The 17,855-nt window shown below is 44.5% G+C and carries 10 protein-coding genes; 4 read left to right on the forward strand and 6 right to left on the reverse strand.

What is annotated here, in order from left to right:
• Nucleotides 1–1,012 precede the first annotated feature (1,012 nt).
• Together DWW10_RS11550 and DWW10_RS11555 are read right to left on the reverse strand one after the other, a co-directional pair.
• Nucleotides 1,013–1,501: a hypothetical protein gene (locus DWW10_RS11550; protein WP_022391848.1), complete on the reverse strand. Its 489-nt coding sequence runs from the start codon at nt 1,499–1,501 to the stop codon at nt 1,013–1,015.
• Nucleotides 1,502–1,916: 415 nt separating this feature from the next.
• Nucleotides 1,917–3,224, reverse strand: coding sequence for a VapE domain-containing protein (locus tag DWW10_RS11555; protein ID WP_022391847.1), 1,308 nt, complete (start codon nt 3,222–3,224; stop codon nt 1,917–1,919).
• Between the two features lie 336 nt (nt 3,225–3,560).
• Here DWW10_RS11555 and DWW10_RS11560 point away from each other — a divergent pair, with 336 nt between their 5' ends.
• The 3 genes from DWW10_RS11560 to DWW10_RS11570 all read left to right on the forward strand — a co-directional run bounded on the left by DWW10_RS11560 (nt 3,561) and on the right by DWW10_RS11570 (nt 9,411).
• Entirely contained in the window at nt 3,561–4,199 is a 639-nt protein-coding gene (locus tag DWW10_RS11560) for an HU family DNA-binding protein (RefSeq protein ID WP_022391846.1), read from the forward strand.
• A gap of 371 nt (nt 4,200–4,570) precedes the next feature.
• Entirely contained in the window at nt 4,571–7,843 is a 3,273-nt protein-coding gene (locus tag DWW10_RS11565) for a SusC/RagA family TonB-linked outer membrane protein (RefSeq protein WP_118421734.1), read from the forward strand.
• 17 nt (nt 7,844–7,860) lie between these two features.
• Entirely contained in the window at nt 7,861–9,411 is a 1,551-nt protein-coding gene (locus DWW10_RS11570; protein WP_118421733.1) for a RagB/SusD family nutrient uptake outer membrane protein, read from the forward strand.
• Nucleotides 9,412–9,559: 148 nt separating this feature from the next.
• On the opposite strand, the gene DWW10_RS11575 is transcribed toward DWW10_RS11570, so the two are convergent.
• Nucleotides 9,560–10,894, reverse strand: coding sequence for an MATE family efflux transporter (locus DWW10_RS11575; RefSeq protein WP_118421732.1), 1,335 nt, complete (start codon nt 10,892–10,894; stop codon nt 9,560–9,562).
• Between the two features lie 119 nt (nt 10,895–11,013).
• Here DWW10_RS11575 and DWW10_RS11580 point away from each other — a divergent pair, with 119 nt between their 5' ends.
• Nucleotides 11,014–11,940 (forward strand): DUF5106 domain-containing protein, encoded by a 927-nt coding sequence (locus tag DWW10_RS11580; RefSeq protein WP_118421731.1) that lies wholly within the window; start codon nt 11,014–11,016, stop codon nt 11,938–11,940.
• Between the two features lie 158 nt (nt 11,941–12,098).
• Here DWW10_RS11580 and DWW10_RS11585 read toward each other — a convergent pair whose 3' ends face one another.
• The 3 genes from DWW10_RS11585 to DWW10_RS11595 are packed head-to-tail and all read right to left on the reverse strand — an operon-like array spanning nt 12,099 to nt 17,824.
• Nucleotides 12,099–13,463 (reverse strand): TolC family protein, encoded by a 1,365-nt coding sequence (locus tag DWW10_RS11585; protein ID WP_118421730.1) that lies wholly within the window; start codon nt 13,461–13,463, stop codon nt 12,099–12,101.
• A complete protein-coding gene (locus tag DWW10_RS11590; RefSeq protein ID WP_118223654.1) occupies nt 13,460–16,663 on the reverse strand; it encodes an efflux RND transporter permease subunit in 3,204 nt (1,067 codons plus the stop codon). Before DWW10_RS11590 ends, DWW10_RS11585 begins: the two co-directional genes overlap by 4 nt.
• Nucleotides 16,664–16,666: 3 nt before the next feature.
• Nucleotides 16,667–17,824 carry an efflux RND transporter periplasmic adaptor subunit gene (locus tag DWW10_RS11595; RefSeq protein WP_118421729.1) on the reverse strand — a complete coding sequence of 386 codons (1,158 nt, stop codon included), beginning with the start codon at nt 17,822–17,824 and terminating at the stop codon, nt 16,667–16,669.
• Nucleotides 17,825–17,855: the final 31 nt, after the last annotated feature.

Here is a 17,855-nt window from a genome sequence, read left to right on the forward strand (position 1 = left end):
GACTGCGCAAATTAATAATTAAAAATTAATAATTAAAAAGCGACAGTATTTTGCTCTGTTCAGGACGCTCGGTTTATTAAAAGTTTGCAAATTACCTATATATATAAGTTACTTGACGGTTCTTTTTTTATACCCAAGATTACTTCAAATTTAATGCAGTAACCTTGCTCTTGTACTACTTGTATTGTTTATGTAAATTCTTCAAAGATCGCTTCTTTTTTAAACTGCTTTTCTTTTCAGAAAGCGGATGCAAAGGTAAGAACTTTTAAGTATATACTCCAAATATTTTCGGAAGTTTTTTTTCTTTTTTCTTTTTCTCGTCGTCTCTCTTTGCGAAAGGGAGATAAAAGGAGAAGAAAAATGTTCTTAGCACCGTTTCTGTCAGGAAGTCAATTCTTAAATTGCTTTTCTACAAAAGCGGGTGCAAAGGTAAGAACTTTATCAGATAACTTCCAAATGTTTCGGAAGTTTTTTTTTCAAATTTCTTTTCTGCAGCGTCATTCTTGGTTAGAATAAGAGCAAAAGAAGAGAAATTTGCTGGAGTTCAGTATCCGTTTCTGTCAGAATGTCAATTTCAAGGCTTTCCGTCTCTTGGAAAGCGGGTGCAAAAGTAGCGGATATATCTATTCGCTCCAAATATATCTATCATTTTTTCACAGGTTTTTTGAAACTAATTTGTAACTCGTTGATTGATAAGGATGTTGTAGAACATATTTCTGAAAGAAGGTGTGGACGGACACGGAAGGGCACACATTATATATATACGTGCACGCGCGAAAGGGAGAAAAGGTACTCGGTCATTGTTTTACCTACCATATCCCCTTAAAGAACACTCTACCCCTCCAATTCCTCCGTTATCGGGGGAGAGCGATTCCGACGGTGAAGAAGAATTAAGATAGTATTGTTATAGGAGATATAAATGAAAGGGGTAGCTATAAAAAAGAATACGGAGCTCATCACGGGCTCCGTATTCAAGAGATGAAAAGGATTTAAAAAAAATGAAATCCACTGGTTAGGTGAGGTATTTATTCTTTTTAGGAAGAAACAGATAACGTAAAAAAGCCCTAATTCCCATTTTAGCATTTAATAGACCTTCATAATCTATGATTATTTGGCGATGCAAGGATATAACCTTGTTTGCAAGCTCTGTTATCTTAGTAAAATCATCATTTAACTCTTTCTCCCACTGAACATGCGAATAAATCTCTTCTCTCAAGTCGTCATTGATTTTTGCTAATCGGGCATTTTCCTGATAAAGCCAGTCTAAATGGCCTTTAGGAACTCGCTCAATGGTTTCATCATCAGGACAAGACTTAATGGAATTCGATTCAAGAACTTTATCAAGTTCATCAGTATCCACCATCGGATTGGGGTCATCACAAGGATCTCTTTTAAAAAAAGAAGAGTACGTCACATAATCGAGTCTAATCCATTCACGGATTTGCTCTTCAGGTATGCCGTATTTTTCGGCTGTCGATTGCATAGAAAGCCAATTAGCCATATAGTGTTTGATTATAAGTTTAAAATCAACCCTATACGGCTAATGTATATTAGAGGTACGGGGCCCTACCAATCCCAACAGTCAGGTATGTGGCGCACCCTTGACACAGGACGAGTAAGCCCGTACCAAAGACTGATACAGGCTACGCTCATCCGGGTACCAATTAAATTGCCACATTTAGACCGTTCCGGAAGAGGACATGACTATATATTAAGATATCATCATGTCAATTAGTTCAGTCACAAAGATATGTCTTTTTTTCACATTCAACAACAAAAACTATTATTTGTTTCGAATTAAACAGAAAAAAATATGCCCCAAAATGCTAAGTAGCTGTCTAAATACCCTTTAACTCACTTTTCTTTTAAATGTCTTTATTATAAACATTTTCACCCCTCCACACCCATGAAACGCCCTATTTATCAAGGTTAGCGGGTGGAAAGGTGTTTTCAGGCAAGGCAACTACCGAATAGTAATTACCGTAACGACTCCGCGAGCGGGGAAACCCTAAAGGAGCTAACTGTTGAGCAAACGCATTCGGATTAACTCCACGCATAGCTGCCGGATTCTGCTTTTTCAGAACCTTGAAAATATCAGCAGCAGAAAGGCGTTGTACCATTTCATCCTTATCTTCAGTCATGGCAGGGCGAAAACAAGCATAAAGAATTTCCTCCATCATACTGTGCCGCTGAAATCTCTTATTATGTTCCTTCAACTCAGACTCTTCTTCCGCTGTAAACCAATACCGGACTCCTTCCAGAAGTTCATGTTTCAACTGGGCATAGATTTGTTTATGCTCGATATGCGAGCAATCTATCTTCCCTTTCACTTCCACACAAAGAAAACGGCGACTCCCTGTAGGGTCGGAAAGCAGATCAAAACGATTGCTCGTACCGATAAAAGAAGCAATGCGTGGCAAGTTGCGATAGTTCCTTTGATAGGCTTTGCAAAGATTCAGGTTCGCCATCTGCATCAGATTCTTCAATAAGGGCATTTTAGAAGCAGGATATTTATCAAACTCATCAAGATTCAGCAATCCCATTTCCGACATTTTACGGGTAACATTTCCCTTTGAAGTCAGTTCCACTTCATCCGAATAGTAACGAGCCAGAGTTTCAGGCATCAGACTTTTACAAAAGGTAGACTTTAAACACCCTTGCTCCGCACTGATAAGAATAGGTGCCACGCTGTTGGCATGCTTTCCCGTCATTCCCAGCCATTGTGCAGTGAGAGCCAATATCCAGATATGGAAATCCTTCATCCACAACGGATTGGAAGATACACGGCGAGCAAGTGCTTCAAGACGATCCACTCCATCCCAAGCAGGAAGTTCATCCATATAAAGAAGGAAAGGATGATAAGCAGGAACACAAGTGGAATAAAGATAACGGCTGATATCCTTGTCCCAACATGCAATTCCCCGTGCATGGGCCTCAAGGCAAAAGGTATTCAGTTCTCGCTTTCCAACAGATGAGAACCCCTCTCCCACTTTACCCACCGGACGGAATTCGGTTTCTTCCGTCAACAGATTATAACGGAAATCATAAGCGGATTGCAGAAAGCGGTTTACTCGATCCGTCAGACTGACCGGTGAGGACTTCACAAGCTCCGCAGCAGGGTTAGCTGCTAAAGGAGTCGTTTCCGGCTGATTTTCTACTACTTGCTTTACTTCTCCCCAGCCTTCCCAAAGAGAAGCAATAAATTGCATAAATTTTGTCTTCATAATTTAATTGTTAGTTCAGTGATTGATGCCACGAAGTTAGCATCACAGATATACCTTTTGCAAGTATTTTGAGCGGTTTACTACAAATTAATACCGCTAACTAAATACATATAGTTTGTTGACATTATACATATAGTATTGTCATGTTTTAGATAAAGCATCTGGTAGTGTTGACAGTCGTCAACCATCTTGTTTTCTATCGTCAACATATTTACCTACATCTGTCAAGAGATCTGCCAACAACTGTCAACACTACCAGATGCTTTATCTAAAATTTGCTCTTCCTATATATAAATGGTACATTTGCACCATTATCTATCTATAAAACGACAAACAATGGCTATACTTTTTGAATGGTATGAGAATCCGGTACCTAACGATCAAACGGACCCAAAAACAATCCATGCACGCATCACCCTCAATGGAAAAGTAGGAACAGACGAAATCCGCCACAAAATACAGGCACGCAGTTCGCTGACAGAGACGGATGTGTCGGCAGTGCTCGATGCACTATCGCATATAATGGGAGAAGAATTGGCGGAAGGACGACAAGTACATCTGGACGGCATCGGATACTTCCATCCTACACTGAAATGCGAGGAAGGAATCACAATGGAAACGAAACGAAAAAATGAGAAAGTGAAACTGAAGGGCATCAAGTTTCGCGCCGACCAAGCGTTGAAGAACGAGATAGGTAATGTAAAACTGAAGAATTTTAAGCATAGCGGGCACTCCAGCAAGCTATCGGACGTGGAGATAGACATGCGACTGAAGGAATACTTTGCCGAACATCAACTGATGACACGCCTGGACTTCCAGCATATATGTGGTTTCATGAAATCGAAGGCAATGGAACACCTGAGACGACTGAAAGCAGAAGGAAAAATAGAAAACATCGGACGACAAATGCAACCGATATATGTACCCGTGGCAGGATACTACGGAGTAAGTAAAGACAAGATAGTAACAAGATAAAAGCAAGATAAGGAGCAAAAGCCCCCTTCCACACGCAAACCCCGATGAATAAAGGAATACAGCCGTGTGGAAGGGGGCTTTACTTTTCTCTATTTATATTCAAATAAGCCCATAAAATTCAACAAATAAATGACAGCTAAGTTCTTGCAGTACTTAGTGTTATGATTAGCGCAAAGATATAAATAAATATTAAAAAGCAAACAAATCAAACGTTAAAATGCAAATGTTTATTTACTCCTAATATACGATTTATTTATTCCTATTAGGTGATAATACAACTCATACCCTTCGAAGCTCTCTAATGATGTTATTCATGTTTAAGTACTGCAAGAACTCGAGAAATAAAAATACTAATTTTAAAAAGAGAGCTTATGAAAAGGAAACTACTATTTATCATGCTGGCTTATCTGTTTTTATGGACAAGTGCAACATTGGCCCAAGTCTCCAAAGTAACCGGAGTCGTGATTTCAGAAGAAGGCAATGAGCCGGTGGTTGGTGCATCTATTCTGGTGAAAGGATTCTCGCAAGGAGTGATTACCAACGTAAATGGAGAGTTTACACTCACCAATGTTCCCAATGATGCCAGAACCTTAATTATCTCGTTTGTTGGCATGAAAACGCAGGAAGTTGCAATCAAGCCTCAACTCAGGATCATCATGTCAAACGATTCTCAGATGCTGGATGAAGTGATTGTAACAGTAGCCTACGGTACAGCAAAAAAATCATCGCTGACAGGAGCCATTTCATCCGTCAATCAGGATCAGATTGAAATGCGACCAACCTCCAGCGTAACTTCAGCATTGGAAGGAACGACATCGGGCGTACAGATTAATAGTACTTACGGTGCACCGGGCAGTGATCCGTCAATCCGTATTCGCGGTATCGGAACTGTAAACGGTTCGAGCACTCCGCTTTATGTGGTAGACGGTGTTCCTTTCGGAGGAAATATTTCGGATATAAACCCGGCCGATATAGAGAGCATTTCAGTTCTGAAAGATGCAGCCTCAGCCGCACTATACGGCAACCGCGCATCAAACGGTGTGATCCTGATCAGCACAAGAAAAGGGACTTCCAACAAAATCAGTTTCGACCTAAAAATCAACCAAGGAGTCTATTCACGCGGTATCAAAGAGTATAAGCGTACCTCACCTAACCAGTTTATGGAAGCAAGTTGGCAAAACCTGAAGAATGCACGTATGTCTGCAGGTGATGATGCAGCCACCGCGGCCAAGTATGCGTCGGAAAATCTGATTTCGGAACAACTATACCTTAATATATATAATAAGGCGGACAATGCTTTGTTCGACGCGAATGGTAATCTGGTTTCGGATGCACAAATCCTTCCGGGATATGCCGATGACCTTGACTGGTATTCGGATGCCATCCGCAACGGATACCGGCAGGAATATTCCTTTAGCGGAAATACCGCTAACGAAAAGAGTAACTATTACTTTTCCATTGGCTATCTGGATGAGAAAGGTTATGTGACAAACTCGGATTTCAATCGTATCTCAGCCCGTACCTCCATGAGCTTCACCCCTAAGAAATGGTTCAAGGCAGGCATTAACCTATCCGGCACGCACCAAAATTCTCATGCAACCAATGGGGACAGTGACGCCGGATATACCAATGCATTTATGTATTGTCGTCAGATAGCCCCCATCTATCCCGTGCATCTGCATAATGCCGATGGTTCTTATCGCTTGGATGCCCTGAACAACAAACAGTACGATCCGGGATACTATAAAGATGACGAGGGAGTAACGATCTCCACCCGTAACCAATATGTAGACCGTCATGTAATCTGGGAAAACGAATTGAGTACGGACAAAACCATACGCAACACACTGCAAGCTATTGCTTTTGCAGATGTCAAGTTCCTGAACGACTTCACATTCACAGTGAAAGGCGACCTCAACGTGCGAAACTCCGAACAGACCTCTTACGACAATGCCACTATCGGTGACGGTAAAGGAAACAACGGACGTACCAAGCGAGTGACTTACCGCTATAAGAATTATACCTTCCAGCAGCAACTGAACTGGAATCATGTATATGGCAAACACTACATAGATGTACTGGCAGCACACGAAAACTACTCCAACAATTATGATTATGAGTATGCATTCAAGACGACCGAGACATTTGCCGGAAAGCCGAATCTGTCGAACTTCACAGATATTACCAGCCTGACCGGCTACGAGACAGACTATCGTACGGAAAGTTACCTGGGACGTATCCGCTACAACTACGCCGAGAAATACAATCTGGAAGTTTCGTTCCGCCGTGACGGTTCATCCCGCTTCTCCAAACAGAACCGCTGGGGTAACTTCGGTAGCATCGGTGCAAACTGGATTATATCGGAAGAGGACTTCATGCAATCTCTCACCTGGATAAACTCTTTGAAGTTCCGCGCCAACTACGGACAAGTGGGAAATGATGCCGGAACCGGATATTATGGCTACATGGGGCTTTATGCCGGTAGCCAGAATGCAAACATCGGGGCATATTATTTATCTCAGAACGAAGCTCTCGATCTGAAGTGGGAGACCGGAGAGGCTTATGGCATAGCACTTGAAGGCCGTTTGTTCAACCGCTGGAACATCAGTCTTGAGTATTTTGACAAACGGAACAAGGATCTTTTGTTCGATGTTTATCTGCCGTTGTCAGCAGGAGCCACTTCCACCACATCCGCACAGGCCACCATTGCAAAGAATCTGGGAACCATCTCCAACAAAGGTTTCGAAATCAATACGGACATCGATATCTACAGAGATAAGAAATGGAAAGTGAACTTTGCAACGAATGCCACATTCGTCAAGAACAAGATTGTGAAACTGCCTGAACAAAATAAGGATGGGATCATATCGGGGAACTACAAGATAGTGGAAGGTAAAAGCCGTTATGAGTTCTTCCTGCCGACTTATGTCGGTGTCGACCAACTCACCGGTAACTCCCTGTACACACTCAATCTGGAAGACTATTTCATCACACTGCCCGATGGCAGCAAATTGGGAAATGCAGAAGGTACTGACATCAGCGACAATGAAAGCCTGACTTCCATCAACGGCACTTATTATACCAACAACACGACTTACGCCCTGAAAGAATTCCACGGTTCGGCACTACCCAAAGTCTACGGCAGCTTTACCGGTACGGTATCTTACAAATCACTTACTTTCTCCGCCTTGTTCACCTACTCGCTGGGAGGTCAAACCTATGATGGGGTATACCGTTCGTTAATGACTACAGGCACTTCACCCGGCAACTTCCACTCCGACATTATGAATGCCTGGAAAGCGGTTCCCGAGGGAATGTCAGAAAACTCGGCAGACCGTATCTGGATAGATGGCATTCCTCAGATAAACAGTACGATGAGTGCAAACAATAATTCCGCTTCTTCCAGATGGCTTGTCAGTTCGGACTATTTAGTAGTTAAAAACCTCACACTGAGCTACCGACTACCGGCTTCCTTTGTGAAACGACTGGACCTGCAGGGAATAAGCGTGAGCGCAAATTGCGAGAACTTATGGACATTCACAGCCCGCCAGGGCATGAATCCCCAGCAATCATTCGGCGGTTCGCAATACAACTATCTGGTAACTCCGAGAGTATTCTCCGTCGGTATCAACATTAAACTATAATAATAAAACGCTCACTTATGAAAAAGATATTATACACATTAGGACTCACAGTTCTGTTGACCTCGTGCGGCAGCAACTATCTGGACACTGTACCCCAATCATCTACGGGTACGGCCACTATCTTTGAAACCACTCAGAATGCCAAACTCGCAATAAATGGTATTTGCAGGTTAATGGTCAACCAATATCTCAGTTCACAAGGATTCAATGGCGAAGGAACTATCAAGACGTGGTATGGCAACTATCCGGGAAACGATTTTCAGAAATCAAACCTGACCGGATGGTCTTCCGTCATCAATTCGCTTTATCACGAAAGAAATACTTCAAGCTATTGTTATTACCCCTGGTTCTACTATTATAAGCTGATAGGTAATGCCAATGCCATCATTGAAAACATAGACAATGCCAGCGGTAGCAATGAAGAAAAGCAGTTTATAAAAGCTCAGGCACTGACATTCAGAGCATACAGCTATATGATGCTGAGCCAACTCTATTGTCATCGCTGGTGCGACAGTAATAATGGTTCCAGCCGCGGACTTCCCCTGCGCATAGACCTGAGTACGGGTGAACTGCCAACTTCTACACTGGCAGAAGTTTACGGCCGGATTTATGAAGATTTGAATGAGGCTATCTCCAATTTCACAGCATCGGAACTGGACCGCGCGAGCGGGGACAATTACAGTCCGAACCTCGATGTGGCTTATGCCACCTATGCCCGTGCGGCCCTGACTCGTGAAGACTGGGCAACCGCTGCACGCTATGCAGTATTGGCACGTGCCAATTATCCGTTGATGACAAACTCCGAGTATGTGGATGGCGGTTTTAATACCCCTAACCAAGAATGGATATGGAGCAGTTACAATGCTACGGACCAGAATTTGCACTATTATTCATTCTTTGCCTATCAGGGCAGCAACTCCAGCGCCAGCATTTGCAGAACCTACGCATGTTCCATCAGTAAAGAACTGTACGATCAGATTCCTGAAACCGATGTACGTAAGAACATGTTTCTGGGACCCAAAGAAGGTGAAACATATACCACATCTACCGGACGTGCTTCGAAAGGCGCCCTGTATGACCGGGCTATGAAAGATTATGCCGACAAAATTTATAGCACCAGTTATATCTTTGCCTATATGCAGTTCAAAATATTATGTGCCGACCAACCGGGTATAGGGCAATTGAATAATTTCCGTTCGGCAGAGATGTATCTGATTGAAGCCGAAGCCAACTGCCACATAGGCGGCAAGGATGCAGAAACACAAAAATTACTGGTTGCCCTGAATAAGGATTCAGGCCGCAATCCCGCCTATACCTGTACGAAAACAGGAGATGACCTGCTGCAAGAAGTAAAACTGTATCGCAGGATAGAGCTCTGGGGCGAAGGTTTCGACTGGTTCGACTACAAACGCTGGAAAGAGCCGATCGTGCGCAAAGCATATCCGGAAGGCAGTTTCCATGTACAGTTTGCTATAACCATCCAGCCTTCGGACAACAATCAGTGGACTTGGGTATTCCCGGCCAAAGAAGTCGATTATAATGATGCACTTTCTTCATATATAGAATAAGTATAAACTCTCTCTGACAGTAAGCGGAAGGAGGTAGCTCTCATTTTTTGAGAGACTGCCTCCTTTCCTACTACTTCCCCAGACCATCACGTATCTTCTATCCGCTTCATATCGGATACATCGAAAATAATTCATAGATATATCAATACTAAACCTTCTTTCTGCATAGCAAAATAAGGATTGTCGTAGTAATATCTCCCGCCGCCACCGCAAGCCAGATTCCCGTCACACCGAACCATGCAGGCAGTATAAAGAAGAACAAGACCGGCAAGATACCACGCAGCAGTGTAAGTCTCATCGCCAGATTGATACGCTCAATGCTAGTATAATACCCTATTGTGATTACATTGATCCCGAAGAAAATGTAATCGACAGCAAACAGAGGCAGACCGGCAACCGCATACTGCCAGGCATGGCTCGTCCGATCCGGCAAGAATAAGGAAACGATATCGCCGGAGAAACAGACAAACACTCCGCTAATCAGCAAAGCGAACACAACAGCGGAAATGATGCATAAACGCAACGCCTTATTGGATCGCAATAACTGTCCGCAACCGTAATTGTAGCTGACAATAGGTTGTGCCGACTGAACCATAGCATTGAACACCATGAAAATAATAGGGAACAGATAGCAGACAATGCTATAAGCCGCTACTCCATCCGTTCCCAGATGGCTCATAAACACATAATTGCCGGCAATAGCCATGACAGCAATTGTCATTTCGCTCAAACAGGATGAAACACCCAGTTTCAGCATATACCATGTATTCCTCAGTGTCAGTCGGATACTCTTGATACTCATTTTCAGCCTGGCAAACCGAACGGATACGGACGGGCGAAGCAGATAACCCAAGAGTAAAAGTGTCCCCACCAGTTCTCCCAAGTCAGTGGCAATAGCAGCACCGAACAATCCCCACTCAAAAATAAAGATAAAGATATAATCGAGTACAATATTGACAACAGTGGCCGCCAGCATGGCCCACATGGCAAAGTTAGGGTTCGTCAGACGCACGAAGAACGGCAACGCCACCAGTAAAACCGTGGACGGAATGGATATGGAGAACCAAAACAAATACTCCGCCGACAATTCCGCCAGATGCCCTTCGGCCCCTAATAAGGTTACTACAGTTTCGGGGAACACAGTCAACAGTATTCCCATAATGATACTGACAATCGTCAGCATGACGATTGACTGCGTGACATTGATATTGGCAACCACCAATTTGCCACGAGACAGATTAATGGAAGTAAGAATTCCTCCGCCCATACCGAACATCAGTCCCAACCCGGCCGCTATCATAAAAATAGGCGCCGCAATATTCACCGCGGCAATAGCATCACTGCCTATTCCGCGTCCTACGAATATCCCGTCGACAACAGTGAACAATGCGGATGATACCATACCCAGCAACGTGGGGAAGAGTTGTTTTGTAAACAACTTACTCACACTCATGTTTTTGAAGTCCAAATTATCCCTTTGCATATCTCATTGTTTTTAAAAAAGCGGTGCAAAGGTAGGTTTCATTAATTTGTTGATACTTAACAAATGGTAATTAAAACATTTGCATTATCTTTGTCTTTCAATATATAAGTAGTTGAATTATGAAAACTTATCTCAACATTTTCTTCCTGTTCCTGATTCTGTGTGCCTCATGCGGCAGCCGGAAAGCGAATGACAACAAGGAAACAACACTTCAGGCAGACACCGTGAAAAAATTCACGCTTCCCATTATACCAGCCATGCTGAATACCCCCGAATTGCGTGCAGATTATCTGGTACGGCACTACTGGGACAATATGGATTTTACTGATACCACTTATATTAACCTGCCGGATGTTACGGAACAGGCGTGGGTGGACTTTATAGATATTATGAAGGTAGTTCCGGACACTACCGCGATAGCTGCCATAAAGCAAATGTATAAGATGGCAGACCAAAAGAAAGTAGTATTCTTCTATTATACAGATTTAGCCGAAAAGTATTTGTATGACCCGAACTCTCCGATGCGGAATGAGGAATTTTACATCCCGGTGCTGGATGCCATGCTGGAAAGCAAGGTGTTGAATGATACGGAGAAAATACTTCCGCAAGGACGCAGGGAACTGGCAGAACAGAACCGCATCGGAAGGCCGGCAGAAGATTTCACCTATACATTACCGTCCGGGAAAGGCGGTACGCTCTACGGAGTGAAAGCAAAATATACGCTGCTGTTTATCAACAATCCAGGATGCCATGCTTGTGAAGAAGGTATAGAAGCCTTGAAACAGGCACCCGCCATCAATAATGAGTTTGCCGCAGGAAACTTAAAGATACTGGCTGTTTATCCGGATGAAGATAAGGAAGAATGGGAAAGACACTTACCGGATTTCCCAAAAGAATGGATAAACGGATATGATAAAAAACTCGTTATAAAAGAAAAAAATCTGTATGATCTGAAAGCAATACCTACCCTGTATCTGCTGGATAAAGACAAGAAAGTATTACTGAAAGATGCAACGGTGGCGCAGATCGACCAGTACCTGCAATAAGTGATTAGTGGTGAGTGATTAGTGATTAGCGGCAGACAGCGCAACTAATCACTAATCACTCACCACTAATCACTAAAAATATCCCCTCTCACCACTCCACATCGTGAAGGATAAAAGGGGATGAAGAAACGAGAGAAGAGAGAGTATTGATTTATTCTTTATTCCCTGCCACCACCTAAAGCCTGGTAGAGATTGATAATTCCCTGTATCTCATCGAAGCGGTCGGCTATCTGCGTCAGTTGGGCAGAGAGCAACGATTGCTGGGCAGTAAGTACTTCCAGATAAGTGGAGTTACCATGTTTCATTAACAGTTGCGTGCTGCGGACTGCGGTTTCCAATGAAGTGATCTGTCCGTCGCGCAACTCCGTTTTGCCACGGGCCACCTGCACTTGGGTAAGGGCATTATTCACTTCACTTCCTGCATTCAGCAGAGCCTGCTGGAAAGAAAGTTTAGCTTCTTCCTGTTGGGCTTTGGCTATTTTCAACTGCGCCATGTTCAATCCTTTATTAAATAAAGGTTGTGTCAGTGAGCCGACTGCGGAGAGTAACAGTTTGCCCGGATTGATAATCATGCTTCCGGCAGAGTTTGTCCAACCTGCCGTACCTCCCAAAGTGATGGAAGGATAAAAGGCCGAACGAGCTTCATTGGTACTATAAAAAGCCTGTGCCAACGACAGCTCCGCACTCTTCACATCGGGACGGCGGGAAAGTAACTGCAAAGGTACTCCGACAGTAAGTTCTTCCGGGAAGCTTTGTCCCTGTAACTTTCCACGTTCGATGGCGTCGGGCACATCACCCAGTAAAATAGAAAGTGAATTCTCGACTTCACGGATTTGCTGTTTCAGGTCGAGCAAAGAAGCTTCTACCATATAACAGTTTGCTTCGGTCTGGGCTACTCCGGCCTCATCCGTCATACCTGCTGCTTTCATGGCACGCATTGTCTTCACGCTCTCACGCCACTTAGCGGCAGTTTCGGCAGATACGTTGTATTGCGCATCGAGCATTAATAAGGTGTAATACATATTTGCCACATTGGCTATCAACGAAGTGGTGACAGCTTGTTCGTACTCCAGGCTCTGAAGGTACAAAGCTTTTGCACGGCGTTTCGCATTGGTCAGTTTACCGAAAATATCAATTTCCCAACTGGCGGATGCTATGCCGCTGTACGTCCAGGAACCTTTTGATTTATCAAAGCTACTGACACCTCCCTGCGGAGTCAACATAAAAGAAGGCAGATAGGCCAGACGGGCGGATGACAGAGTGGCTTCCGCTTCTTTGATACGCCACTGAGCGGACTGCAAGTCGGTATTGCCTTGCAGTGCATGCTCAATGAGAGATTGTAGTTGCGGGTCGGTGAACAACTCGCGCCAGGAGAGAGAGGCGATAGAGGTGGTGTCTTCCACCTCTACATCCTGCCCGTAAAGTCCGTCGGTCTTGACTTCGGGACGTTCATATTTAGTATAGATGCCGCAACTACTCAACAGCAAGGCTGCGACAGCTAAAGCGATGATTTGTTTCTTCATTTTTCTTTTGATTGATGTTCTTCTATTTCTTTCTTACTCACTTCCATCTCCTCCTCAATCTGCCAGTCTTTGGTAGGCATGGACTGAGCCGGACGAAGACGTTCCTGCAACCACTGGAAGGTGACAAACAAAGCCGGAACGATGAAAAGCAATGCCAGTGTACCGATGGTCATACCACCTACTACACCCGTACCCAACGAACGGTTACCGTTAGCACCTACTCCGGTAGCTACCACCAGCGGGAACAGACCGAAGATCATGGTGAGTGCCGTCATCAGGATAGGACGAAGACGTGCTTTGGCTGCGCTGACTGCGGAAGCAATCAATCCCATGCCTGCTTTTCGGCGCTCGGCAGCATATTCCGTCAACAGAATGGCTGTCTTGGCAAGCAAACCGATCAACATAATCAAACCTGTTTGCAGATAAATATTATTCTCCAATCCTGCTATCTTGGCAAACAAGAACGTACCCATCAGACCTACCGGAACCGCAAGAATAACTGCAAACGGAACGATGAAGCTTTCATAAAGCGCACTCAGGATAAGATAGATCATCAGAATACAGATACCGAAGATAATTACCGTCGTACCACTCTGCTGGTTCTCTTCACGTGTGATACCACCGAAGTCATAACCGTAACCTTTCGGCAGGCTGATTTCTGCTGTCTCTTTCACGGCACGGATGGCATCACCCGTACTATATCCCTCGGCAGGCATGGCATTCACAGCTATGGAATTATACATATTGAAGCGACTCAAAGTCTCGGCACCATAACTACGGGTCAGCGTAACAAACTGGCTCAGCGGAGCCATTTCACCGTTTGCCATCCGCACAAAGGTGTTGTGCAACGAAGTCTCATCCATGCGGTATTCAGGACCAGACTGTATCATAACCCTATATACCTTTGAGAAACGGTTGAAGTTAGATACATACTGTCCGCCATAGTAACCCGAAAGTGTGGAAAGCACTGCATCCGGAGTAATGCCGGCACGTTTACATTTGGCAGCATCTACCTCGACAGTCCATTGCGGATAGCGCACATCGAAAGTAGAATAAGCCATGGAGATTTCGGGACGCTGGTTCAAAGCACCCAAGTATTGCTGGGTAGTCTGGAAGAAGGTATTCACATCCGTGCCCAACTTATCCTGTACATTCAGGTCGAGCGCATTACCCATACCATAACCCGGAATCATACCCGGAGCAATTGCAAAGATCGTGGCATCCTTGATATCCGCCGTGCGGGCATAGATCTGTCCGATGACAGCCTGCACCTGATCTTCTTTCTTTGTACGTTCATCCCAGGGTTTCAGCTTCATAACAATCATACCGAATGTATTTCCCTGTCCGGAAAGCAATCCGTAACCGGCTACTTTCTGAATATGCAACTTTTGCGGAATAGCTTCCAAGCGTTCTTCTATACGAAGCATAACATCATCCGTAGTCTTCAGTGAACTACCCGGAGCCGTACTTACGTTGACGAACAATACACCCTGGTCTTCATCAGGCACCAAACTGGTCTTCGTTGAATTCATCAGGAGTACTAACAATACTACCGAACAAGCCAGCAACGACCATGACAACCAACGACGCTTGATAAAGAACAGTACCGCATTCTTATACTTATTCACCACAACATCGAAAGCTGCATTGAACGAATTGCGGAAACGGGCGGCAAAATTATTCTTCTGCGTACCATCTTCATTAATATAAGGTCTCAGCAACAAGGCGCAAAGGGCCGGACTCAGTGTCAAAGCGTTAATAGCTGAGATACCTACGGCAACTGCCATTGTTAAACCGAACTGCGTATAGAACGTACCGGACGTACCACTCATAAACGATACAGGAATGAACACTGCCATAAATACCAGTGAAGAGGTGATAACCGCATTACTAATCCCCTTCATAGCGTCGATACTTGCCATATAAGGAGACTTATAACCGACATCGAACCTCGACTGTACCGCCTCGACGACGACTATGGCGTCGTCTACCACCGTACCGATCACAAGTACCAATGCAAACAGAGTAATCAGGTTGATACTGAATCCGGCAACGGACATAAAAGCGAAGGTACCTATCAGTGACACGATGATACCCACCAACGGAATCAATGTGGAGCGGATATCCTGCAAGAATACATATACTACCAGGATCACAAGAAGGATAGCCTCAATCAAAGTCTTTACGACCTCATGGATAGAAGCGAACAGGAAGTCATTGGAACTCATCATCTGTGTCAGCTCCACACCTTTCGGCAGGTCTTTGCGCACTTCGTCCAGCAGGTTGTCAATGTTCTGGTTTACTTCCGTAGCATTGGAGCCGGCCGTCTGGAACACCATACAGGAAACACCATTGTGACCGTCCATACCGCCTTTGTAGGCGTAGCTGTCCTTACCCAGTTCCACATCTGCAATGTCTTTCAACTTCAGCACTTCACCGTCTTCCGTAGAACGGATTACGATTTCACCAAATTCCTCCGGTGTTATCAGACGACCTTTATACTTCATAGTATATTGATAAGTTTCGTCCGAATTTTCACCGAACGAACCAGTAGCCGACTCAATATTCTGCTCGGCAAGTGCTGCCGTCACGTCAGACGGAATCAGTTTGTACTGTGCCATCACATCAGGCTTCATCCAGACACGCATACTGTAGTCACCACCCATAATCATCATATCGCCCACACCTGCAATACGCAGCAACTGCGGTTTCAGGTTGATACTCATATAGTTGGCAAGGAAGTTTTCATCGTACGAATTATCGGGGCTATGCAATGAAAACATCTGTAAGATACTGGTCTGGCGCTTCATAGTGGTCACACCTACCTGAGTTACTTCTCCCGGAAGCTGTCCGGTAGCTCTGGAAACGCGATTCTGCACATTAACGGCAGCCATATCCGGGTCGGTTCCCTGCTTGAAATAGACGGTAATGGATACCGAACCGGCATTGGTAGCGGTAGACGTCATATAGGTCATGTCTTCCACACCGTTGATAGCTTCTTCCAACGGAGCGATAACACTCTTCTGCAAAGTTTCCGCACTGGCACCGTAGTACGTGGTGCTTACCATAACGGTAGGCGGAGCAATATCAGGATATTGTTCGACGGGCAGGGTAAACAACCCGATGATACCCAGAATGACAATCGTTATAGAAATGACTGCCGAAAATACCGGGCGTTCAATAAATGTTCTCAGATTCATGGATTAATCCTCCTTTGTTTGTTGATTAACGGTTTCTTGTGTTGCAGAGGATGCTGACTTAGCTTGAATAGGTGTACCTTCGCGCAATAATCCTACGCCTTCAGCCACAATTACATCACCCACATTCAAACCCTTGTCTACAATATACTCTTTTCCACCATTCACACGGGTCACCTCCACCGGAGCAGACTGTGCTTTACCATCTACTACTTTAAATACGAACACTTTATCCTGCACTTCATAAGTAGCCGCTTGCGGAACAACGATACAGTTCCGTTTTTGAACAGGAATCACTACATTACCGGCTCCCCCACTCTGTAACAATCCTTCTTTATTCGGGAATACGGCACGCAAGCTGACAGTTCCGGTAGAAGTATCGATAACTCCACTGATTGTTTCAATCTTACCCTGTGAAGGATAGGTGGATTTATCATTCAGAATCAGCCCAATAGCAGGCATTTCCTCCAGTGCTTTACTCCTGGAACCGTAGCGGCGCGTCATATCCAGCAACTGATTTTCCGTCATCGAGAAGTAAACGTACATATCGGAATTATCGGAAACCGTAGTCAATGGCTTAGGCAGACTGGCACTGACCAAAGCACCCACACGATAGGGCAAAGTGCCTACAACACCATCGGCAGGACTTTTCACTTCCGTATAAGAAAGGTTATTGGCGGCACTTACACGTTGCGCTTCCGTCTGCGCCAATTGTGCTTTCGCCGTCAGCAGGTTATTATAAGATGTCTGCAAATCGAACTCGGAAATCACGTTCTGGGCAAACAATTCTTTTTTACTGTCATACGTCAGTTGAGCCGTAGATACACTTGCACGTGCTGCCTCTACATTGGCTTCCGCAGTCTGCAAAGCCGCACGATAAGGCACTTGGTCGATAATAAACAAGACTTGTCCTTTGCGGACCGCCTGACCTTCTTCCACACAAAGCTTAGTCAGAAAACCGGACACCTGTGGGTAAATGTCAATGTCTTGTCTTCCCCGGATACTCGCTGAATAGGTCGTTTGCAATTCCTTGTCGGATGTCGTGATTCTCATCACCTCATACTCAGAACTGGTCTGCACGGTAGGAGCCTGTCCGCATGCTACCAATGTTACTCCACAAATGAATGTCATCATCTGTCTAATCAATCTCTTCTTTGTTGTCATACTACAATCTTTTTAAAAACATCTTTTGTTA

This window comes from Bacteroides intestinalis (assembly GCF_003464595.1).
Taxonomy (GTDB): Bacteria; Bacteroidota; Bacteroidia; order Bacteroidales; family Bacteroidaceae; genus Bacteroides; species Bacteroides intestinalis_A.